Source organism: Candidatus Pelagibacter sp. HIMB1321 (assembly GCF_900177485.1).
Taxonomy (GTDB): Bacteria; Pseudomonadota; Alphaproteobacteria; order Pelagibacterales; family Pelagibacteraceae; genus Pelagibacter.
The window spans coordinates 39,919-60,181 of record NZ_LT840186.1 but is presented as its reverse complement, the minus strand read 5'-3'; the positions used below and the strand labels follow the sequence as shown (position 1 = coordinate 60,181).

Annotated in this window: 23 protein-coding genes and 1 tRNA gene; 17 read left to right on the top strand and 7 right to left on the bottom strand. The window is 27.6% G+C overall.

Annotated elements, in window-relative coordinates; genetic code table 11:
- Positions 1-7: 7 nt before the first annotated feature.
- Positions 8-517 carry a ubiquinol-cytochrome c reductase iron-sulfur subunit gene (petA, locus tag B9N70_RS00340; RefSeq protein ID WP_085113832.1) on the bottom strand — a complete coding sequence of 170 codons (510 nt, stop codon included), beginning with the start codon at positions 515-517 and terminating at the stop codon, positions 8-10.
- A gap of 70 nt (positions 518-587) precedes the next feature.
- Here petA and B9N70_RS00335 point away from each other — a divergent pair, with 70 nt between their 5' ends.
- The 3 genes from B9N70_RS00335 to greA are packed head-to-tail and all read left to right on the top strand — an operon-like array spanning position 588 to position 2,357.
- On the top strand, positions 588-1,061 hold the full coding sequence (locus tag B9N70_RS00335; protein WP_085115098.1) for a tRNA (cytidine(34)-2'-O)-methyltransferase: 474 nt from the start codon (positions 588-590) through the stop codon (positions 1,059-1,061).
- The gene (gene hemF, locus B9N70_RS00330) at positions 1,052-1,879 is read left to right on the top strand and encodes an oxygen-dependent coproporphyrinogen oxidase (protein ID WP_085115097.1); all 828 of its coding nucleotides are present in this window, start codon (positions 1,052-1,054) and stop codon (positions 1,877-1,879) included. The genes B9N70_RS00335 and hemF overlap by 10 nt, the downstream gene beginning before the upstream one ends.
- A 1-nt stretch (position 1,880) precedes the next feature.
- Entirely contained in the window at positions 1,881-2,357 is a 477-nt protein-coding gene (gene greA, locus B9N70_RS00325) for a transcription elongation factor GreA (protein ID WP_085113831.1), read from the top strand.
- Here the strand turns inward: greA and B9N70_RS00320 are convergent.
- From B9N70_RS00320 to B9N70_RS00305, 4 genes are all read right to left on the bottom strand, one after another.
- Entirely contained in the window at positions 2,354-3,628 is a 1,275-nt protein-coding gene (locus B9N70_RS00320) for a CCA tRNA nucleotidyltransferase (RefSeq protein ID WP_085113830.1), read from the bottom strand. The two genes, greA and B9N70_RS00320, sit on opposite strands and share 4 nt — an antisense overlap.
- Positions 3,629-3,631: 3 nt before the next feature.
- Positions 3,632-3,705, bottom strand: a tRNA-Gln gene (locus tag B9N70_RS00315).
- 33 nt (positions 3,706-3,738) lie between these two features.
- Complete coding sequence (locus tag B9N70_RS00310; protein WP_085113829.1) at positions 3,739-4,578, bottom strand: 4-(cytidine 5'-diphospho)-2-C-methyl-D-erythritol kinase; 840 nt, start codon at positions 4,576-4,578, stop codon at positions 3,739-3,741.
- Positions 4,578-6,263: a tetratricopeptide repeat protein gene (locus B9N70_RS00305; protein ID WP_085113828.1), complete on the bottom strand. Its 1,686-nt coding sequence runs from the start codon at positions 6,261-6,263 to the stop codon at positions 4,578-4,580. The genes B9N70_RS00310 and B9N70_RS00305 overlap by 1 nt, the downstream gene beginning before the upstream one ends.
- A gap of 14 nt (positions 6,264-6,277) precedes the next feature.
- Between B9N70_RS00305 and B9N70_RS00300 the strand changes: the two genes are divergently transcribed.
- From B9N70_RS00300 to B9N70_RS00290, 3 genes are all read left to right on the top strand, one after another.
- Positions 6,278-6,997, top strand: coding sequence for a uracil-DNA glycosylase (locus tag B9N70_RS00300; RefSeq protein WP_085113827.1), 720 nt, complete (start codon positions 6,278-6,280; stop codon positions 6,995-6,997).
- On the top strand, positions 6,997-7,569 hold the full coding sequence (locus B9N70_RS00295) for a ribonuclease HII (RefSeq protein ID WP_085115096.1): 573 nt from the start codon (positions 6,997-6,999) through the stop codon (positions 7,567-7,569). Before B9N70_RS00300 ends, B9N70_RS00295 begins: the two co-directional genes overlap by 1 nt.
- Before the next feature lie 92 nt (positions 7,570-7,661).
- Positions 7,662-8,732, top strand: coding sequence for a site-specific DNA-methyltransferase (locus B9N70_RS00290; RefSeq protein WP_085113826.1), 1,071 nt, complete (start codon positions 7,662-7,664; stop codon positions 8,730-8,732).
- Here the strand turns inward: B9N70_RS00290 and B9N70_RS00285 are convergent.
- Together B9N70_RS00285 and B9N70_RS00280 are read right to left on the bottom strand one after the other, a co-directional pair.
- Positions 8,729-9,871 carry an FAD-dependent monooxygenase gene (locus B9N70_RS00285; RefSeq protein WP_085113825.1) on the bottom strand — a complete coding sequence of 381 codons (1,143 nt, stop codon included), beginning with the start codon at positions 9,869-9,871 and terminating at the stop codon, positions 8,729-8,731. The two genes, B9N70_RS00290 and B9N70_RS00285, sit on opposite strands and share 4 nt — an antisense overlap.
- Positions 9,868-10,854 (bottom strand): A/G-specific adenine glycosylase, encoded by a 987-nt coding sequence (locus B9N70_RS00280; RefSeq protein WP_085113824.1) that lies wholly within the window; start codon positions 10,852-10,854, stop codon positions 9,868-9,870. The genes B9N70_RS00285 and B9N70_RS00280 overlap by 4 nt, the downstream gene beginning before the upstream one ends.
- On the opposite strand from B9N70_RS00280, the gene B9N70_RS00275 reads away from it, so the two are divergent.
- Genes B9N70_RS00275 through B9N70_RS00225 form a run of 11 tightly spaced genes read left to right on the top strand, consistent with a single transcriptional unit; the run spans position 10,855 to position 20,263 of the window.
- Entirely contained in the window at positions 10,855-11,343 is a 489-nt protein-coding gene (locus B9N70_RS00275; protein WP_085113823.1) for a DUF721 domain-containing protein, read from the top strand.
- Entirely contained in the window at positions 11,340-11,927 is a 588-nt protein-coding gene (locus B9N70_RS00270) for a thioredoxin domain-containing protein (protein ID WP_085113822.1), read from the top strand. Before B9N70_RS00275 ends, B9N70_RS00270 begins: the two co-directional genes overlap by 4 nt.
- Positions 11,928-11,935: 8 nt before the next feature.
- The gene (locus B9N70_RS00265; protein ID WP_085113821.1) at positions 11,936-14,509 is read left to right on the top strand and encodes a chromosome segregation SMC family protein; all 2,574 of its coding nucleotides are present in this window, start codon (positions 11,936-11,938) and stop codon (positions 14,507-14,509) included.
- Positions 14,510-14,515: 6 nt separating this feature from the next.
- Positions 14,516-14,791 (top strand): AtpZ/AtpI family protein, encoded by a 276-nt coding sequence (locus B9N70_RS00260; RefSeq protein ID WP_085113820.1) that lies wholly within the window; start codon positions 14,516-14,518, stop codon positions 14,789-14,791.
- 8 nt (positions 14,792-14,799) lie between these two features.
- Positions 14,800-15,534 carry a F0F1 ATP synthase subunit A gene (locus B9N70_RS00255; RefSeq protein ID WP_085113819.1) on the top strand — a complete coding sequence of 245 codons (735 nt, stop codon included), beginning with the start codon at positions 14,800-14,802 and terminating at the stop codon, positions 15,532-15,534.
- An 18-nt stretch (positions 15,535-15,552) separates the two neighbouring features.
- Positions 15,553-15,780 (top strand): F0F1 ATP synthase subunit C, encoded by a 228-nt coding sequence (locus B9N70_RS00250; RefSeq protein WP_006997791.1) that lies wholly within the window; start codon positions 15,553-15,555, stop codon positions 15,778-15,780.
- 6 nt (positions 15,781-15,786) lie between these two features.
- A complete protein-coding gene (locus tag B9N70_RS00245; protein WP_085113818.1) occupies positions 15,787-16,377 on the top strand; it encodes a F0F1 ATP synthase subunit B family protein in 591 nt (196 codons plus the stop codon).
- Positions 16,352-16,864, top strand: coding sequence for a F0F1 ATP synthase subunit B family protein (locus tag B9N70_RS00240; RefSeq protein WP_231909398.1), 513 nt, complete (start codon positions 16,352-16,354; stop codon positions 16,862-16,864). The genes B9N70_RS00245 and B9N70_RS00240 overlap by 26 nt, the downstream gene beginning before the upstream one ends.
- A 39-nt stretch (positions 16,865-16,903) precedes the next feature.
- Positions 16,904-18,361 carry a phytoene desaturase family protein gene (gene crtI / locus B9N70_RS00235; protein ID WP_085113817.1) on the top strand — a complete coding sequence of 486 codons (1,458 nt, stop codon included), beginning with the start codon at positions 16,904-16,906 and terminating at the stop codon, positions 18,359-18,361.
- The gene (locus B9N70_RS00230) at positions 18,361-19,212 is read left to right on the top strand and encodes a phytoene/squalene synthase family protein (protein ID WP_085113816.1); all 852 of its coding nucleotides are present in this window, start codon (positions 18,361-18,363) and stop codon (positions 19,210-19,212) included. The genes crtI and B9N70_RS00230 overlap by 1 nt, the downstream gene beginning before the upstream one ends.
- Complete coding sequence (locus B9N70_RS00225; protein ID WP_085113815.1) at positions 19,199-20,263, top strand: lycopene cyclase family protein; 1,065 nt, start codon at positions 19,199-19,201, stop codon at positions 20,261-20,263. Before B9N70_RS00230 ends, B9N70_RS00225 begins: the two co-directional genes overlap by 14 nt.

Below are 20,263 nucleotides of genomic sequence, written 5' to 3'. Positions count from 1 at the left end.
TCTTTCTTTATCCAATTTTAATCGTGTTAGCATTCACAAATTCATATTTTGGAACTTCCATATTCCATGGTGCTGGACCTTTTCTAATTCGTCCAGATGTATCATAATGAGAACCATGACATGGACAGAACCAACCATCATAATCACCTTTATCGTTTAAAGGCACACAACCAAGATGAGTACAAACACCAAGCATCACTAACCACTCTGGATTTTGAACTCTATCTTCATCTTTTTCAGGATGTATCAAATCTTCCATTTTAACTGCTCTTGCTTCAGCAATTTCTTCTTGTGTTCTTCTTCTAATGAAAACTGGTTTACCTCTCCATAAAACTGTAATTGTTTTACCCGGTTTCACATTACTTACATCAACCTCTGTGCTTGCTAGCGCTTTAACTGAAGCGTCTGGATTCATTTGATCAATTAATGGCCAGGCAACAGCACCAGCACCTACAGCGCCAATGGCATACGTTGCAGTAAATAAAAAATCTCTTCTCTCTGGTTTTTTTTCAGACATCTAGAATTTAAATTAGAGTTAGTTAATATATGAATATTTATAATAAAATAGTATTTTTTCTATGGATACAATGACACATAATTCAAGTTATCAAGGGGTAAAAATTGCATTATTTGAACCTGATATACCCCAAAATACTGCTGCTATAATAAGAACATGCGCATGTCTTGGAGCCAAACTGGAGATTATAGAACCATGTGGATTCCTACTATCAGATAAGAGATTTAAAAGAGTTGTGATGGATTATATGGATGAAAAAGATATCAATTTTTATCAAAGTGCAGATCAATTTTTTACTGAGAAACAAAAAGATAGAATTATACTAATGACCACTAAGGCTTCTATATCTTATACAAAGTTTAAGTTTAGAAAAAATGACACCATCCTATTTGGACGTGAGAGTGCTGGAGTGCCTGAGAAAGTCCACAAAACTATAGAGCATAGGTTAAAAATACCAATGGGAATTAATAAACGATCATTAAACTTAGCATCTTCTGTTGCAATTATTTTAGCAGAATGCTTAAAGCAAACAAAATGGACCTAGATATTAAAAAAGATCTTACAAGTAATTGGTTTAAGCTACTTCAAGATGCTTTCTGTAATGATATCGCTAAATTAGAAAATAATAAAACAAAATTCATTTCAACAACATGGAAAAGAAATCCAAATAAAGACGAAGGTGGAGGCGAGTATAGAATATTAAGAAATGGAAAAATATTTGACAAAGTTGGGGTAAATTTTTCAAAAGTTTACGGAAAATTTCCTAAAAAATTTCAAAAAAATATACGGGGTGCAAGTAAAGATCCAAGATTCTGGGCTTCTGGTATATCAGTAGTGATGCACATGAAAAATCCTTTAATACCAGCAATGCATTTTAACACTAGATTTATTTCTACAACACAACAATGGTTTGGTGGCGGAATGGATGTAACTCCATCTAAAAAAGATGAAAAAGAAAAAAAAGATTTTCACAATGATCTAAAAATAATGTGTAATCGACATAACAAAAATTATTATAAAAAATATAAAAAATGGTGTGATGAATATTTTTATTTACCCCATCGTAAAGAACCAAGGGGTATAGGTGGAATTTTTTTTGATTATAAAAATGATAATTTTGAAAAAGATTTTAAATTTGTAAGGGATACTGGTGTTACTTTTCAAATGCTTTTTAATAAAATTATAAGAAGAAAATTAAAGAGAAAATGGACTTTAAAAGATAAAGAATTACAATTTATCAAAAGAGGTAGATATACTGAATTTAATTTATTATATGATAGAGGTACAAAATTTGGATTACAAACCGGAGGTAATGTGGAAGGAATTCTGATGTCCCTTCCCCCTATAGCAAAATGGAAATAAAATGGATAAAGAACCAATAACACTTAACGGGTTAGAAAAACTTAAAGAAGAATTAGTTTACTTAAAAGAAAAAAAAAGACCTGAGATAGTTGCTGCAATTGCAGAAGCTAGATCTCATGGAGATTTGAAAGAAAATGCTGAATATCATGCTGCGAAAGAAGAGCAATCTCATAATGAAGGAAGAATAACAGAAATTAATGACATTATTGCAAGAGCAAATGTAATTGATGTAACCAAATTAAATAATGATGGTAAGGTTATTTTTGGCTCTACTGTTTTTCTAGAGAACCTAGATACGGGTGAAAAAATTAATTATAAAATTGTTGGAAGAGACGAAGCTGATTTGAAACAAAAACTTATTTATTTTCAATCTCCCATAGGAAAAGGATTAATTGGAAAAAATAAAAAAGATCTTGTTGAAATTAATACCCCAGCAGGGACAAAAAATTTTGAAATTATTGACGTTAAATATGTCTAGCGGCTTACTATTTTATTAATCTGCTTTTCAGACAATTTAAAATTATTATTTACCCACTCCTCTTCAATATTTTTAAGTTTGGTGCCTAAATTTTTTCCCTCAGGAATTTGATATTTTTCCATTAAGAATTTTGCACCAAAAGGCATTAAAGGTTGATTTTTAGATTGATATTTTTCGATCAAATTTAAAATTTTTTGATCAATTTTCTTTGAGGTAAATACTTTAAAACTGAGAATATCAATTAAAGACTGTTTTCCCTTATAATAAAATAATCTATTTAAATTCTTTTCTGAAAAAGATTTTGCTGAAACTTTTTCTTTATAAAAATTATCTATTATTTTAAGACGTTTTTGATCTTTTTTAGAAAGATTAAATTTGTAAACAAAATAGTCAGTGTTGTCGGTGCCATCAATTAATAAAGTTGAGAGTAAAAATATAAAATCTGACTCTTTAATTTTATCTTTTGCAAAATTATTTGGATTTGAAAATACTTTAAAATTTTCAAGTTGAGGAAATATGATATCAAATAATTCAAGTGAAAATTGATCTTTCGACAGCTTAGTTAAAGTATTCGATTTAAAAAATTTTTTTAATTCATTTAATAATCGTTCTTTAGATAATTGAGAAATTCCAACTATATTTTTTTTAATGATTTTTGACGTTTCAGGCTCATGTCCACAATTTGAATAACTTAGATAAAATCTTAAATAACGAAGTATTCTTAAAAAATCTTCTTTAATTCTTTGCTCAGGGTCACCAATAAATTTTATCAATCCTTTTTCTAGATCTTCTTTACCATTATAGGGGTCAAATAAATTTCCCTCGATATCTGAATAAATTGCATTAATTGTAAAATCTCTTCTTGATGCATCTTTTTTCCAATCATCTGAAAATTTAACTTGTGCATGCCTCCCATCAGTTACAACATCTTCTCTTAAACTTGTTATCTCAAAGTTATAGTCATCTATTACTGCTGTTATTGTTCCATGTTCAATTCCAGTTTCATAGAAATTGATATTATCTTTTTTTAAAGCTTCACAAACTTGTTGTGGATTTAAATTAGTTGCTAAATCAATGTCATCTACCAATTCTCCTTTAATTATTTTTCTAATACAACCACCTACGTATCTAACTTCAGAGTTAGAGGAAAAATTGTTAATTGAGTTAAAGATTTTTTTAACTGGAGTATTTTTAGAAATATCTACAATCTTTTTCGTAAGACTATTTAGATTTTGAGTTCTTTTAAAAAATTTATCTAAAAAGTTAATCATATTTGGCTGGGGCGCTAGGATTCGAACCTAGGATGCAGGTACCAAAAACCCGTGCCTTACCGCTTGGCTACGCCCCAATAATATTTTCGTATAACACAAAAAAAATAAATTTATATAGTTTTTGAAGTTTTGCACCAGTAATTTCTAAATTGTTTACTTACTTTTTTTGATGCTTCCTTGCATTTTTTTAAAGAGTTAAAATAAGCAATAATCGTAGATCCTGATCCTGTCATTCTGACGAATTCAGTGTTAGGTAATTTGTCTAAAAAATCCTTAAGGATTTTAAGTTTTGGATAGCTCTCAATTGCAATAGGCTCTAAATCATTTTTTTTTTCTCTTAAAAAATCTGATCTCATCAAATCATTAATTTTGGTATTAAATTCTGGTTTATAAAATTTTTTTACCTTTGAATAAATTCTTTTTGTAGAGCAACCAAAACTTGGTTTAACAAGCAAAATATTAAATTTTTTCTTGGAAGGTATGACCTTAATTTCATTATTAGACTTTAAAACTAAATTTTTTTTGTACAAACCTAAAACAACATCAGAACCAATTGCATTTGCTATTTCTAAAATTTCTTTTTTTCTTTTTAATAATTTTTCTTTAATAAAAAAATTTAGAACGCTGGCTGCATTCATTGATCCTCCTCCTAACCCAGCTTCAGAGGGAATATTTTTTTTTATAGTAATTTGAAATTTTTCTTTAAATAATTTTTTTTTCTCAATATTCTTTAATAATTCAGAAACAGTATTTTTAGATTTTATCCCCTTCGAAAATTTTCCGAAAAATTTGATTTTATTATTTTTTTGATTAATTTTTTTTATTTTGATTTCATCATGTAAATCTAAAAAACTCACTATACTCTCTATTTTGTGAAGTGTTTTTGTTTTGCCAAGTATATTTAAAGCTAAGTTAATTTTGGCATGAGATTTAATTTTTATATAACTCATTATGAGTTTTTAGGGCCTGTAATCAATTTATCTTTAATTTGATCTAACAAGTCCTCTTCCACATCTTCCATCTCAAGTACCATAGACCAAAAATAACGAGCTTGTATTTTTCTATCTAACTTCCAAAGAATATCGCCATAGTGGTCATTGACTATAGGGTCATCTGGCATTAGCTGAACAGCTCTTTTTAAAAATTGCTCAGCTTTTATAAAATTATCCACCAAATAGTAAGCCCAACCTATAGAGTCTATTATATATGGATCATTATTTTCTTTTTCATAAGCTTTCTCAAGCATTTCAATAGCTTCATTAATTTGAAAATCTCTTTCAAGCCAAGAGTAAGCTAAATAATTTAATACGTAAGCATCATTTGGTTTTATTTTAAGAGAAGCTAATAAATCTTTATCTGCACTTTCATAATCTTTTAATCTCTCGTAACTTCCCCCTCTTCTATACAATAAATCTGCTTTAACTTCGCTATCATCATCTAGTTTATTAATAATTAAAGAATAATACTCAATTGCAGTTTCGTACTTTTTTGAATTTTTATAAAAATTTGCAATATCAAAAATAAATTTATCATTGGGATTTTCAATTTTATCAAATTTTGATCTGATATAATTTAATGCCTCGTCTTTGTCTCTGGTCTTGGTAATTATTTGTGCTTCTTTCTTTGATCTATACCAATAGTAAAAATCTTGATTTTTATTAAAATTTTTTAAAATATTTTTAGATTTTTCATAATCTTGATTAAGATATAAATTTTCTGCAATCAATGATAAATTAAATACAAATTTAGGATTTAAATAAGTCGATAAACTTAAATAAAAATTTGATTTTTCAAATTCATTTTGAGAAGAAAATAAATTAGAAATTAAAAATAAAAACTCTCCTATAATATCATTATGATTAGTGCATGAGAAAACTTTACTAAATTCTTTAATTTGATCTCTTTCGACCCAGCTTTTGCCTTGAGATAATAGCAAAGTTGTATTTACATAGTCTAATCCTTGAGTTATTTCTTTGGCATCCTCTATTCTATTTTTTTCAATCAAGTGTGTTAAATAAAAAAAGATATATCTTGAATAATCTGCTTGAACATTGTTAATCAATTTGGAAAAAAAAGTATCTGTACTTTTGTCATCTAAATAACATCTTTGAAAAGTTTCAGATATCAGAGATAAATTACCAAAATTTGTTTTCTCTACTTTAACTTCTTTATCTCTAATTACATTTGCATACTGAATTAATGAATTCGTAATAATAAAGTTAAATCTGTCTCTTTTAAAATCCTCTGGAATTTTAGATAAAACTTCAATTGCTTTATTAATTTTATTTTTTTTCAAATTATCTAAAGCTAATAAAATATAAGCTTCAAAAAATTGTGAATTACTTTTTTCACTATTTATCCTTATAAAATTGATTGCCTGAGGAACTTTGTCCTCCAAAACTAATGTTGTAACTAACCTTTCTAAATATGGTTCATGTTGATTTATAAGAATTTTAGAGGAATTAAAAAAATCTAGTGCCTCAGAATTATTCTTATTTTCTAATGCTACAATTCCAGAAAAATATTTTGATAAATTTCTTGAACTAAATTCATCAAAACTAGTACTTTTAGATAATAATGGGCTCTGATACAGTAAGACAGAAATAAGTATGATTATAATTTTTTTTTTAAACATATAGATTAGCTATTATGACCAAAAAATTTTTAGATCAAAATATGTCTTATAGGGAAGAATTGTTAAATTCAATAGAGCCAAATTTTATTTTTAGCGATAAACCCTTAAATAGATTTAGAATTCCAAAAACTGAAAACAATCAAAATAAACTAGATAAAAATACAAAAATTTTGGAGCTTAAAAAACATATTAATTCAATTCAAAATTGTAATCTAAAAGATAATGCAAAGAAATTAATTTTTGGTGATGGTAACATCAGTAGTCCTATAATGATTGTAGGAGAAGCCCCTGGTGTTGAAGAAGAAAAAACAGAAAAAACTTTCCAAGGTGAATCAGGGACCTTGCTAGAGAAAATGCTTAAAGCAATTAATATAGAAAAAAATTCTATTTACTCAACTTATGCCATAAATTTTAGACCGCCAGAGGATAGAAAACCAACATCTCGGGAAATTAAAAGATACTCTGTTTTTTTAAAAGAACATATTTCGATAATTGACCCACAAATTATCATCCTATTTGGAAGTACTGCAATGGAGGCTGTTATCTCATCCAATGAAAGAATTTCTAATGAAAGAGGTAAGTGGAAAGAAATTATACTAAATAATAAAACATATCTTTTAATGATAACATTCAGTCCCTCTTATCTAATCCGATTTCCTGAAAACAAAAAATTTTCGTGGGAAGACTTAAAAAAAATCAGACAAAAAATTTTAGAATTAAAAATAAAATTTTAATGAAAATTATCGCTGGTGTTGATGAAGTTGGTAGAGGCAGTTTAATTGGTCCTGTTTATGCGGCTGCTGTTATTTTAAATAAAAATGTTAATCTTAAAATACTGAAAGACTCTAAAAGTATTAAAAAAGATAAAAGAGAAATATTGTCAAAATATATTAAAAAAAATTCTATTTGGGCTATAGCAAAATCATCCAAAGATGAAATTGATAAAATTAATATTCTTCAGGCAAGTTTACTTGCAATGAAGAGAGCAATAAAAAAACTTAAAAAAAAACCTTCACAAGTATTAGTTGATGGTAACAAAGTACCATTAATGAATAATTATAAAATAAAAGCCATCATAAAAGGAGATAAGAAAATACCAGCAATCTCAGCAGCTTCAATTATTGCAAAAGTAGCTAGAGACAATTTTATAATTTCTTTGTCAAAAAAAAATAAAGGTTATTATTGGGATAAAAATTTTGGGTATGGCACAAAACAACACTTAAAAGCTTTAAAGAAATTAGGTATTACAAAATACCATAGAAAAACTTTTGCACCTGTTTCGAAAATATCTATACACAAGATCTAGTTATCATCCATAAGGTTAGCACAAGTCGAATCCAAATATTTCAATCTCAGGTTGACCGTAGAATCCATTTGGAGTCTAATTCATTTTTATAAATGAAAACTGAGTTCAAAAATAAAATTATTAACGGAGACAGCTTAGAGGAATTAAAAAAAATTCCACGTGAAACTTTTGATTTAATTTTTGCAGATCCACCATACAACTTACAACTCAAAACTGAATTAACTAGACCAGATAGATCTAAGGTAAATGCTGTAAATGATAAGTGGGATCAATTCGAGAGTTTTAAAAAATATGATGAATTTACATACGATTGGCTTAGCGAATGTAAAAGAATTTTAAAAAAGGATGGAGCAATTTGGGTTATTGGTAGTTATCATAATATTTTTAGAGTCGGTACAGCTATTCAAAATTTAGGATTTTGGATAATGAATGATGTCATCTGGAATAAAAATAATCCAATGCCAAACTTTAGAGGAACTCGATTTACTAACGCGCATGAAACTTTAATTTGGGCTTCAAAGAGTGAAAAATCTAAATACACATTTAATTATCAATCTTTAAAGTGCTTAAATGATGATCTTCAAATGAGATCAAATTGGGATCTGCCAATTTGTAATGGGACTGAAAGATTAAAAAAAAATGGAAAAAAAATTCACTCAACCCAAAAACCAGAGTCATTGCTCCATAGGGTTTTATTAGCAACATCAAATAAAGGGGATATGATTTTAGATCCATTCTTAGGTTCTGGAACAACTGCTACGGTTGCTAAGAAATTAGGAAGAAATTATTTTGGTATAGAAAAAGAAAAAAATTATTTTAAAGCTGCAGAACAAAGATTAAAAAATACAAAGCCTTTTGAAGATAATTTACTAGATACACTCAAAAACAATCGATCAAAGCCAAGAATTCCTTTTGGGTCATTAGTTGAATTGGGAATTATTAAACCAGGTACGAGTATATTTGATAACAAAAAAAAGATAACTGCAAGAATTATGGCTGATGGAAGTATCAAACATAATCAAGCAGAAGGCTCTATTCACAAAGTTGCAGCAACAATTTTAGGCGCAGAAAGCTGTAATGGATGGACTTATTGGCATTGTGATATCAATGGAAGAATACATCCAATAGACTATCTAAGACAAAAATTTATTTCAAAAAATTAATTTTTATAAACTTTGCCTAAATAACTTTCTAAAAATTTTTTATTCTTAGTTAAAAGTTTTAAAGAAATATTTCTAAACAAAGTCATTATTGGATTTGATAAATGAAAAGCGAATTGATTAAAATTTGACCGATTATTAATCATTTTTATTCTTTGCATACGTTTGTTATGAAAATCAAGATTATTTAATATACTCTCATATAATTCATAACTCCCTTCTATTGATTGCGAAGCACCTTGGGCAAAAGAAGGAGAAAGTGCAAAAAAAGCATCTCCAACTAAAAATGTATTTTGAGGAGCATTGTAAAAATTTTTACTTACAAAAACTGGAAATAGTTTAACGTTTTGAAGACATTCAAAAAGTGAGGCAGAAATTTTTTGATTTAATTTACTTTTTATAGCTTCTATAAAATAACTTTCTTCATTTAGTTTTTGATTTGCTTGTTCATTGGAATTTAATCTATATTTCAATATTCCTATAAAATTTAAGTTTTGATCTCTATTTAATGGATAAACTACGTAATGAAAATTTGCCCCTAAAAATAAAGAAATATTTTCATTATTAATGTTGTGAAGATTATTTTTTGAGATGTTGGCTCTAATGGCAACACAATTATTATAAATGGGTTTAGATTGGTTATTTGAAATCAAGGATTTGCCTTTTGAAAAAACTCCATCTGAAACAATTAAATAATCACAATTGATTTTATGATTATCGAAATTTAGAGTTATTAAATCATTATCATATTCAATTTGATTAACACTGTGGTTATATCTAATTACGTCATCCCCTAAATTGTTTTTTAAAAACTGAAGAAGTTTTGATCTTTTTAAAGTTGTATATTTACAATTTTCAGAATTAAATTTCGAAATTTCTAGATCACATATTTTTTTTGAATTTCTTATTTCATAAAAATCAATTTTCTTTGGATTAAATTTTTCTTCCTCAGGTAATGAATTAAAGCCTATTTTATTCAAAAGCTTAATACTATTCACAGATAACTGAATTCCATAACCTTCCTCTGTAACTATTGATTTTTTTTTCTCATATATTGTAATTTGATAATCTTTATTGCCTTTAAACAAATTTGCTAGGTATAAACCTGAAATACCTGCTCCAATTATTGCTATTTTTTTCATTTTTGATTTTCTAAAAATTTTACTATTTTTTTTGTAAAAGTTGGAAGTGTATACTTTTGAAGTTTTTTAGGATCAATCCAATTAACATTACCATCTAAATTAAATTTATTTTTGTATTCAATCTTAATATTCATGTTCATATTTGATATTTTGAAATTCAAATCTTTATTGAAATTTTTAGGGCTTATTAATTCCTCCATTGGAAAGATATCAAAATTTTTCAAAAATTTGAATTTATCATTCTTAATTAATAGATATTGATTATTTTTTTTATAAACATTTAATTTATAAAAAGTTTGTTTGTCTTTTTTTTTTATTTTTACTAATTCAAAATCTTGATTTCTAAATGACTCACATTTTTTTAATATTGGACATTGTTTACATAATGGATTTACGGGCTTGCAAATTAAGGCTCCTAATTCCATTAAAGCTTGGGCATAATCACTAGATCTATTAACTGAAATTCCAAAGACTTTTTTGTACTTTTGTAAATTTTCTTTTTTAATTTGATTTTGTTTTTTTAAATACAAAAGTCTTTTCAACACTCTTTCAATATTTCCATCCAAAGGAATTAATGGTTTATTGAATGCAATTGCAGAGATAGCACTTGCTGTATAGTCTCCAATACCAGGAAGAGATTTTAAATCTATAAAACTTTGAGGTAATCTTTTATCAAAATCTTTAACAACAATTTGTGCTGTCTTTTTTAAATTTCTTACTCTTGAATAATATCCAAGACCTTCCCATAGCTTAATCAATTTTTCATCATTAAACTTAGATAACTTTTCTATATTTGCGATACTTTTTATAAATCTTTGAAAGTAAGGTATGACAGTAGCAACTTGGGTTTGTTGCAGCATAAATTCACTTATAAGTGTGTAATATTCCTTTTTTTCTTGAGAAACTTTTTTTCTCCATGGAAGAGATCTTTTATTTAAATCGTACCATTTAAGAATTTTATTTGTTATTGTTGGATCTTTCATATGCAATCAAAAAATAATACTAAGCAGAGAAACTCAGTCATTCAAGGCTTAAGATCATTTAGAGATACTTTGCCAAAAAATGTTAAAAAAATTATTAACAAAAAAGGTCATATTTATTCTGAAACTTTAAATAACTGGAAATATATTGTCGGTGAAAAGTTATTCAAAATTTGTTATCCAAAATCTTTTAAAAATTCCAATCGATTTGGAGTAAGTACTTTGCTAGTTATGGTAAAAAGAGGTCATGAAGTTGATATGGAGTACTCAAAAAAAGATATCATGGATAAGATGAATAGTTTTTTTGGATATTCTGTTGTTGAAAAACTAAAATTTATTAGTTTTGATGATGATCAGAACATTTTTACCTCAGATGATGACACTGAAAAAAATGTGACAATTAAGAAATATCAAACTAAGATAAATGATATTAAAAATGATAAGATTAAAAAATCATTAATAGAGCTTACAAAAGTATTTAAACAAAAATGAAAAAAATTATTGCACTTTTCTTGTTAATTTTATTCCAATTTTCAATTGTTAGTGCAGATAGTTCAAAAGATATTAATAGAATTATAATTGGTAATAAAGATGCCAAAATTAGTATTATTGCTTACGAATCTTTAACTTGTAGTCATTGTGCAAATTTTCACATTAATGTGTTGCCAGATTTAAAAAAAGATTTCATCGATAAAGGTCTTGCAAAGATTGAATTTAGACATTTTCCATTAGATATAGCTGCATTTAATGCTTCAAAAATTGCTCAATGTAAAAATGATGGTAACTCAGACATTTTAAATACTTTGTATCTTAATCAACCAAAGTGGATCAAGGGCAAAACTGTTAACGAGGTTAATGAAAACTTAAAAAAATTTTTAGAATCAGAAGGCATTACAATTGATTTTAATAAATGTACGTCTAATAAAAATATTGAAGATTTTGTTTTGAATGATCGAATCGAGGGCGCTAAAAAATTCAAAGTAAATGCTACTCCTACGATTATAATTAATGATAAAAAGTTTGAAAAATCTCTAAATTATAAAAATTTAAAAAAAACTCTAGAAAAACTGATATAAGTTAGTGCATGGAGTTTAAAAAAATCCAGCTGAATGGATTTAAATCTTTTGCCGATAAAACTAATTTCTTAATCGAAAAAGGTCTAACTGGAATAGTGGGTCCTAATGGTTGTGGTAAATCAAATATAGTAGAGTCGTTGAGATGGGTTATGGGAGAAACCTCTGCTAAAAGCATGAGGGGCTCGGGCATGGAAGATGTAATATTTTCTGGTACTTCAAATAAAGCCTCAAAAAATATTGCAGAAGTGTCTATATCGGTAAGCAATCCAAACAATGAAGGTCCTATACAATACCGTGAATTAGATGAGGTTCATGTCAGAAGAAAAATAGAAAAAGATAAAGGTTCAAAATTTTATATTAACGACAAAGAAGTTAGGGCACGAGATGCTCAAATGTTTTTTGCTGATCTATCAACTGGTGCTCATTCTCCCTCAATGATAAGTCAAGGACGTATTGGGGCTTTAGTGACAGCTAAACCAACTGATCGAAGAGCAATTTTGGAGGAGGCGGCTGGTATATCTGGTCTTCATGTTAGAAGACACGAAGCAGAATTAAGATTAAATGCTGCTGAAAGTAATTTAAAAAGAGCAGACGAACTAAGAAGACAACAAGAAAGACAACTTGCTAATCTTCAAAAGCAAGCTGAAGAAGCAACAAAATATAAGCTTATTTCTGAAGAAATAAAAAAAGTAGAGGCTGGTCTCTATTATTTAAAATTAATAGATATAGATAAAGAAATTACTATAGAGAATGAAATAAATAATGAAGCTGAGGGTGAAGTTACAGGTTTCAATGAAAAGATATCAGAGTTTGAAAAGCAAATTAAATCTGAAACTGATAAAGTAAATCCGCTGAGAGAAAAAAATATTGAAAATTTATCAAAAATTCAAAGATTAAATTTAGAGTTACAAAGTTTAGACGAGGAAAATACAAGAATTCAAGATGAAATACAGTCTATAAAAGAGTCTTTAAAAACTTTAGAAGAAGATATTTCAAGAGAAAGAGGCATAATTATTGATGCAAATTCTAATGAAAAACGTCTCAAGGAAGAAAAAAGTGAATTAATAGAAATCGACTCTAAATATTTTGAAACTGAAAAATTATCTAATGAAGATCTTGAGAATGCTAAAAATAAACTAGATCAAGAACAGAAAGAAGTTGATGCGGTAGTCAATAATATAGCTGACAGTACTATTAATATTAGTTTAGGCCCAATAAAAAATATAAAAAATACCATCACTAGAGCTAAAGAATTAATTGAGAGTAATGAAATAAATCAGGCACTTACATTATTAGATAGATGTAACATTGAACTTGATAATTTTTTAAAAGATATCAAAGATGATAAAAGTAGAAATGACCTGATAGGTGTAAATGAAAAATCAAAAAATATAAAGATACTACAAGAAAAATATGCAGATGCTTTTAGTAAAAATCAATCTATTAAAAAAGAGTCGATAAAAAGAAATGAGCGAATTAAAACAATTGAAACAGAAATAGAAAGTTGGAAAAATCTTTTAAGTAGTTCTGAAAAAATGGTTAATGAATTGACTGAAAGAAAAAATAAGCTCAACCAACAATTAGAGCAACTAGAAAATCAACCAAGAACTCAAGCAGAAAGAAAAGGACAGATATCTGAAAATTTAAGAATCTCAGAAAAAGAAAAAAGTGATAATGAAATAATTATTAATGAAACTGATGAAAAAATTGAAAATTTAAGAAATGAATTAAATAAAATACAAGAGCAATCTATACAATTTAGAGAAAGGAAAGCTAGCTCAGGAGCTACTATTGAGGGTCTTAAAAAAAGAAAATCAGATTTATTAGATAGAATTAGTTCAGAATTAAATCTAAATGAAGATAATTTATTAGAAAATTCTAATTTAAATGGTGTTGAAGAATTGCCAAATCATATTGATCAAGAAGATTTATTAGATAAAAAAAAACAAGAAAGAGAAAAGCTTGGATCTGTAAATTTAAAAGCTGATGAAGAAACAAACAAATATGAAGTCGAAATTAAAAAAATGGAGCAAGATCGAGCAGATTTAGTTACTGCAATTATTAAACTTAAAGAAAGTATTAATGAATTAAATCAAAAAGGTAGGGAAAGACTAATAGAGGCATTTGAAAAAGTTAATAGAAAATTTAATGAGGTGTATACAAAGTTGTTTAATGGTGGAAATGCAAAATTAGAATTAGTAGACTCTGATGATCCACTTGAAGCAGGTCTTGAAATGCTTGTAAGTCCTCCAGGAAAAAGATTGCAATCTATAACTTTATTATCAGGTGGTGAACAAGCACTAACTGCCCTATCATTAATTTTCGCTGTATTCTTAACCAACCCATCCCCAATTTGTGTTTTGGATGAAGTTGATGCGCCGCTTGATGACGCTAATGTAACAAGATTTTGTGGTCTGCTTGAAGAGCTTACAAAAATTACGAGTACAAAATTTATAATAGTAACTCACCATGCTTTGACCATGTCTAAAATGGATAGGCTTTATGGTGTAACCATGCCAGAAAAAGGAATAAGCCAGCTAGTAGCAGTCGACCTTCAAAAAGCAGAGAGCATGGTCGCTTAAATTTGAATGTCAAAAGATCAATTTAAAACTCGCTTACAGATTGCAAAAAATAAGCTTTTAAAGAAAAATTTAAATGAAAATAATCAAAATTCATCTTCTATTGGTGCCGCTTTTAAATTAAGCACAGAATTAGTCTCTGCAGTAGCTGTTGGGACAATTATTGGGTTTATTTTAGACAAGACCTTTGGTACTAAGCCCTGGTTAATTATAATATTTTTTTTTGTTGGTGTGGTTGCAGGCATAATTAACGTGATCAGATCCGCAAAAAAAATGCAAAAGTAGAATTTTTTATGGCAGGAAATCCGATGACACAATTCGAGGTTTATCGAATTGGTCCCGAAATTAAAATTGGTGCATTTGATATTTCATTTACAAATGCAAGCTTATTCATGGTTGTCAGTACAGTTGCAATTTTGATAATTTTTAACTTAGGATCAAAAAGGAATTCTCTTTTGCCAAACAAACTCCAGCTGCTCGCTGAACTCAGCTACACCTTTGTCTCAAAGATGATTGGTGATACAGCAGGATCAAAGGCAAGACCGTACTTTGCTTTTATATTTTCTTTATTCATGTTTGTCTTATTCTGCAACATGTTTGGTATGATCCCTTACACATTTACTGTTACTAGTCATATCATTGTTACTTTCATGTTAGCAGCATTTATATTCATAGGAGTAACAATAATTGGTTTTATTAAGCATGGGTTTGGTTACTTAAAATTATTTGTTCCAAGTGGAGTGCCAGCGGTGCTACTTCCACTTATTGTTGTGATTGAAATAATTTCTTACTTAAGCAGACCAATAAGTTTATCAGTCAGATTATTTGCAAATATGATGGCTGGTCACACTATGATGAAAGTTTTCGGAGGCTTTGTGATTAGCCTTGGAATAGTTGGTGGATGGCTTCCACTGAGTTTTTCGGTTGCTTTAACAGGCTTGGAGATATTAGTTGCTTTTCTTCAAGCATACGTTTTTGCAATCTTAACCTGCATCTATTTAAATGATGCATTAAATTTACACCATTAATTAATATAGGAGGATATAATGGAATTAGAAGCAGCAAAAATGATCGGTGCAGGACTTGCAGCAATCGCTCTAGCGGGTGCTGGTGTAGGTATCGGAATAATTTTTGGAAATTATTTGTCTGGTGCGATGAGAAATCCATCTGCAGCTCAAAAACAATTTCCAAACTTGCTATTAGGATTTGCACTTGCAGAAGCAACTGGTCTATTTGGATTAGTAGTAGCTTTAATTATTCTCTTTGCATTTTAGATTTGAATGATTAAAAAAATTATTTTTCAGTTAGTAACTTTTAGCTTTCTTGTTGAGAAGAAAGTTTTTGCTGCTGAAAGTGGAGGTATGCCTCAATTAAATCCTGAGTTTTGGGTTTCTCAGATATTCTGGTTAACTTTAACATTTGGTCTTTTGTATGTAGTTTTATCAAAACTAATATTGCCGAAGATAAGTGCTAACTTAGAATCTAGAAAATCACAGATTTCAGATAATATTGAGGCTGCAGACAAACAAAGAGAAGAAAGTGAAGCTAAGTTAAAAGAATATGAAGAAATTGTTTTAAAAAGTAAAAACGAGGCAAAAAATATTTTCAATGAAGCTAGAGAAAAAGCATTAAAAGATATTAATGCAAAAAGAGAAGTTTTAGACAAGCAAATCCATGAAGAAGTTAAAAAAGCTGAGGATGAAATTGATCAATTAAGAAAAAGTGCGCCAGTAAAAATTAACAAAATTGCAATTGAAACTGCCTCTGAACTAACTCAAAAACTAATTGGTGCTGAGGTGAATAATAGCAGTATTTCAGCGATCGTAGACGATTTGTCAAAAAGAAATGGAGATAAATATTATGGCAATTGATGCAACATTTTGGGTAGCGGTTTCATTTGTCATTTTTTTTGGTGGCTTAATATATTTAAAAATACCTAACAAAATAAACGAGGTGCTCAACAAACTTATACTAGATATTAGGAATGAAATAGATGAAAGTGAAAAATTAAGAACTGAAGCAAAAACTTTGTTAGATAATGCACAAAACAAACTAGATACTGCTCAAGATGTAAAAAATGAAATTCTCGAACAAGCAAAAAAAGACAGTGATCGATTAATTATCGAGTTAAATGACAAATTTCATAAATCATCTGATTTGAAAAAAAATTTAGCTGAGAATAAGATTAATCAAATGAAAGAAAATGCTATCAAAGAAATCAAGGATGCATCAATTAAAATAGCTGTAGACTCTGTAAAAAAGATAATAACCACATCAGTAGACTCATCCAAGCTAGATAATTTATTTCAAAAAAATCTTGATGAGACAAAACAAGAGTTAAAAAAAATTAACTCATAATAATCTTACAATTTTTTTAAAAAACTATAAATTGTATTCATGAAATCAGTTGTTATCGGCTCTGGATTTGGTGGAATTGCTGCTGCACTTCGTTTGAAAGCAAAAAATCATAAAGTTACATTAATCGAAAAACACAATGATCTAGGTGGTAGAGCTAGAGTATTTAGAAAAAATGGATTTACATTCGATGGTGGACCAACAGTTATTACAGCCCCTTATTTAATTGATGAGTTGTTTAATTTATTCAATAAAGATTCAAAAGATTACATTAAATTAACACCCCTTAAAACCTGGTACCAATTCATTTTTGAGGATAACTCAAAATTTAATTATTCTGGAAATGAAATTGAAATGGAGAAACAAATTGAACAAATTGAAAAAAAAGATGTTGATGGATATTCAAGATTAGTAAAATTTACAAAAAAAATATTTGATAAAGGTTATTTAGAATTAGCAGATGTTCCTTTTGATAAACCTTTTACAATGATTAAACAATTGCCATCTCTTTTAGCACTAAAAAGTTATAAGTCTGTCTATTCACTTGTTTCTTCATATATAAAAAATGAGAAATTAAGAAGGATGTTAAGTATGCATCCATTATTGGTGGGTGGTAATCCATTTACCACAACGTCAATTTATGGATTGATTTTATACTTAGAGAAAAAATGGGGAATTCATTATTCTATGGGTGGTACTGGCAATATAATAAGTGGATTAGAAAAACTAATGAATGAAGAAGGAATTCAGATAATAAAAGGGCATGAGGTGTCTGAAATTAATACAAATAAAAATAATGTTAATGGCATAAGGCTAAGTGACGGTAAATTTATTGAAGCTAATAATGTTATATGTAATGCAGACCCCCCTTCTGTTTATGAAAAAATGATTGATAAAAGTAATGAGAGTTTTTTATTTAGATGGAAAAAAAAAAGAATGGATTACTCAATGGGATTATTTGTTTATTATTTTGGGACAAAAAAAATTTATAATGAAATAGAACATCATACTATAAAATTTGGAAACAAGTATAAGGAACATTTAGATGATATATTTGATAATAAAAAACTTAATAATGACATAAGTTATTACTTACACAGACCAACTGCAACAGATAAATCTATGGCACCACCAAATCATGACTGTTTTTATGTCCTTGTCCCAGTGCCTAATAATCAATCTAAAATAGACTGGAAAATTGAAGGTGAGAAACTCAAAAATCTTGTTATTGAAAAAATGCAGGAACATCTTCTTCCAAATTTAAAAAAAAATATTGTAGAAGATTTTTATTTAACACCAGATTATTTTGAGAATGAACTCAATACAAAACATGGATCAGGTTTTTCTATTCAGCCAAAATTTACTCAGTCTGCTTATTTTAGATTTCATAATAAATCTGAGGTTTATAATGGTTTGTATTTTGTTGGAGCAGGATCTCATCCGGGTGCGGGTGTACCAGGAGTATTATCTTCTGCAAAAGTCCTAGACAAAATTCTATAATGTCTAAAAAAAATTATTTATCGATTTACGCTAAATCTTTCAATTGGGCTGGTTTTTTTCTTCCAAAAAATACTTATGAAAGCTGTTCTAAACTTTATAGCTTCTGTAGAGTTCTTGATAATATTGCGGATGAAAAAGACACAATAGAAAATAAAAAAAGAAAATTTAAGGATTTTAAAGATCAATATTCAATTAATACTTCTAATAATTTTATAATTGAAGACATGAAAGTATTAGAAAAAGAATATGATATTTCTAGAAATATAATAAATGATTTATTTGATGGAATAGAATTTGATATTAAAAAAAAAATAGAACTAAATTCAGAAAAAGAGTTATTATTATACTCTTATCAAGTGGCTGGTACTGTTGGACTTATGATGGCCAAAATTTTGGGAGTTACATCTCCATTATCACTCAAAGCAGCAGTAAATTTAGGGATAGCTATGCAGCTAACTAATATATCCAGAGATGTAATTGAAGATAGCATTAATAATAGATTTTATATTAATCACTCAATGGAGGATATCAAGGCTACAATTAAGGTTTCAGAAGTTTTTTATAATAATTCATTCTACTCAATAAAAGACATTCCAATTAATTTAAGATTTGCAATTTTAGTTGCAAGAAGAGTTTATAGAAGAATAGGTCGTAAAATTTTAAAAATTGATAACTTTGAAATTTACAAAAAATCAGGAAAAATTTATGTGAATAAATTTGAAAAAACTTTAGAAACTATATTTTCAATTTATGATTTTATTAAATTAATTATAATTAAGAATAATAGTGAAAGAAATAATTTAAATTACAAAAATATAAATGAATTAGTTAATTTTGATGAAAGAATTTGATTATATAATCATTGGTGGAGGATGTTCTGGACTATCTCTTGCATATGAATTAGAGATTACAAATAAACTTAAAGACAAAACTCTAGCTATTGTAGAACCCAGAGATAAATATCAAAAAGATAAGACGTGGTCTTTTTGGAAAGTTTTTGATCATAATTTTGAAGATTGTGTAAAAAAAAGTTGGAATAATTTTTCAATAAATCTTCCAAAAAAAACAAAATACCATGATTGTACTTTTGCCCCATATCAAACTATTGATAGTGGCTTGTTTTATGAAAAAATTTTAGGAACTTTAAAAAAAAACAAGAATATTCAATTCTTTGATAATATTAATGAAATAGAGATAAAAAATTCAACAATTTTTAATAGTGTTCCAGATTTTGAAAATACTAAAGAAAAATTATGGCAACACTTCAGCGGGGTAGAAATCGAAACTGAGAAAGATTTTTTTGATGAAGAAATATTTAATTTAATGGATTTTGATTGTGAACAAGATGATAGTGTTCATTTCTTTTATACACTTCCATTTTCAAAAAAAAATGCACTTGTTGAAAGTACATGGTTATCAAATTTGAACCATAGATCTGTTGATAGTTATAAAGCACAATTAAAAGATTATGTAGAAAATCGTTTAAATATAAAAAGGTACAAAGTTATTTTTAAAGAAGAAGGTGCAATCCCCCTATTCCATGCTAACAATGTTAAGAGATTAAACCAAATTGATATCGGAACAGCGGGTGGTTTAACAAGACTAAGTACTGGTTACACTTTTCTTAACATTCAAGAACACTCAAAATTTATCAGAAAAAATCTAAATAATATTCATAGATTAAAAGCAAATATTATTTCTAACAAATATCAATTTTTAGATAAAATATTTTTAAAAGTTTTGAGTAACAATCCACAAAAAATGCCTGAAGTATTCTATAGAATGTTTAGTGTAAGAAACTCTTCTATAATTAATTTTTTATCCAACAAAAGTAATATAATAGAAGACATCCAAATAATTTCTAAAATGCCTAAATGGATGTTTGTTAAAGAACTTTTTTAA

Excerpts from the sequence above, each read along its gene's own strand:
- B9N70_RS00285 (WP_085113825.1), bottom strand. The coding sequence starts at position 9,871 with ATGAAAAAAATAGCAATAATTGGAGCAGGTATTTCAGGTTTATACCTA.
- B9N70_RS00265 (WP_085113821.1), top strand. The coding sequence starts at position 11,936 with ATGGAGTTTAAAAAAATCCAGCTGAATGGATTTAAATCTTTTGCCGAT.
- petA (WP_085113832.1), bottom strand. The coding sequence starts at position 517 with ATGTCTGAAAAAAAACCAGAGAGAAGAGATTTTTTATTTACTGCAACG.
- B9N70_RS00275 (WP_085113823.1), top strand. The coding sequence starts at position 10,855 with ATGCAATCAAAAAATAATACTAAGCAGAGAAACTCAGTCATTCAAGGC.
- B9N70_RS00335 (WP_085115098.1), top strand. The coding sequence starts at position 588 with ATGACACATAATTCAAGTTATCAAGGGGTAAAAATTGCATTATTTGAA.
- B9N70_RS00310 (WP_085113829.1), bottom strand. The coding sequence starts at position 4,578 with ATGAGTTATATAAAAATTAAATCTCATGCCAAAATTAACTTAGCTTTA.
- B9N70_RS00260 (WP_085113820.1), top strand. The coding sequence starts at position 14,516 with ATGTCAAAAGATCAATTTAAAACTCGCTTACAGATTGCAAAAAATAAG.
- B9N70_RS00270 (WP_085113822.1), top strand. The coding sequence starts at position 11,340 with ATGAAAAAAATTATTGCACTTTTCTTGTTAATTTTATTCCAATTTTCA.
- B9N70_RS00255 (WP_085113819.1), top strand. The coding sequence starts at position 14,800 with ATGGCAGGAAATCCGATGACACAATTCGAGGTTTATCGAATTGGTCCC.
- B9N70_RS00250 (WP_006997791.1), top strand. The coding sequence starts at position 15,553 with ATGGAATTAGAAGCAGCAAAAATGATCGGTGCAGGACTTGCAGCAATC.
- B9N70_RS00280 (WP_085113824.1), bottom strand. The coding sequence starts at position 10,854 with ATGAAAGATCCAACAATAACAAATAAAATTCTTAAATGGTACGATTTA.
- B9N70_RS00290 (WP_085113826.1), top strand. The coding sequence starts at position 7,662 with ATGAAAACTGAGTTCAAAAATAAAATTATTAACGGAGACAGCTTAGAG.
- B9N70_RS00230 (WP_085113816.1), top strand. The coding sequence starts at position 18,361 with ATGTCTAAAAAAAATTATTTATCGATTTACGCTAAATCTTTCAATTGG.
- greA (WP_085113831.1), top strand. The coding sequence starts at position 1,881 with ATGGATAAAGAACCAATAACACTTAACGGGTTAGAAAAACTTAAAGAA.
- B9N70_RS00225 (WP_085113815.1), top strand. The coding sequence starts at position 19,199 with ATGAAAGAATTTGATTATATAATCATTGGTGGAGGATGTTCTGGACTA.
- B9N70_RS00320 (WP_085113830.1), bottom strand. The coding sequence starts at position 3,628 with ATGATTAACTTTTTAGATAAATTTTTTAAAAGAACTCAAAATCTAAAT.
- B9N70_RS00305 (WP_085113828.1), bottom strand. The coding sequence starts at position 6,263 with ATGTTTAAAAAAAAAATTATAATCATACTTATTTCTGTCTTACTGTAT.
- hemF (WP_085115097.1), top strand. The coding sequence starts at position 1,052 with ATGGACCTAGATATTAAAAAAGATCTTACAAGTAATTGGTTTAAGCTA.
- B9N70_RS00245 (WP_085113818.1), top strand. The coding sequence starts at position 15,787 with ATGATTAAAAAAATTATTTTTCAGTTAGTAACTTTTAGCTTTCTTGTT.
- B9N70_RS00295 (WP_085115096.1), top strand. The coding sequence starts at position 6,997 with ATGAAAATTATCGCTGGTGTTGATGAAGTTGGTAGAGGCAGTTTAATT.
- crtI (WP_085113817.1), top strand. The coding sequence starts at position 16,904 with ATGAAATCAGTTGTTATCGGCTCTGGATTTGGTGGAATTGCTGCTGCA.
- B9N70_RS00240 (WP_231909398.1), top strand. The coding sequence starts at position 16,352 with ATGGAGATAAATATTATGGCAATTGATGCAACATTTTGGGTAGCGGTT.
- B9N70_RS00300 (WP_085113827.1), top strand. The coding sequence starts at position 6,278 with ATGACCAAAAAATTTTTAGATCAAAATATGTCTTATAGGGAAGAATTG.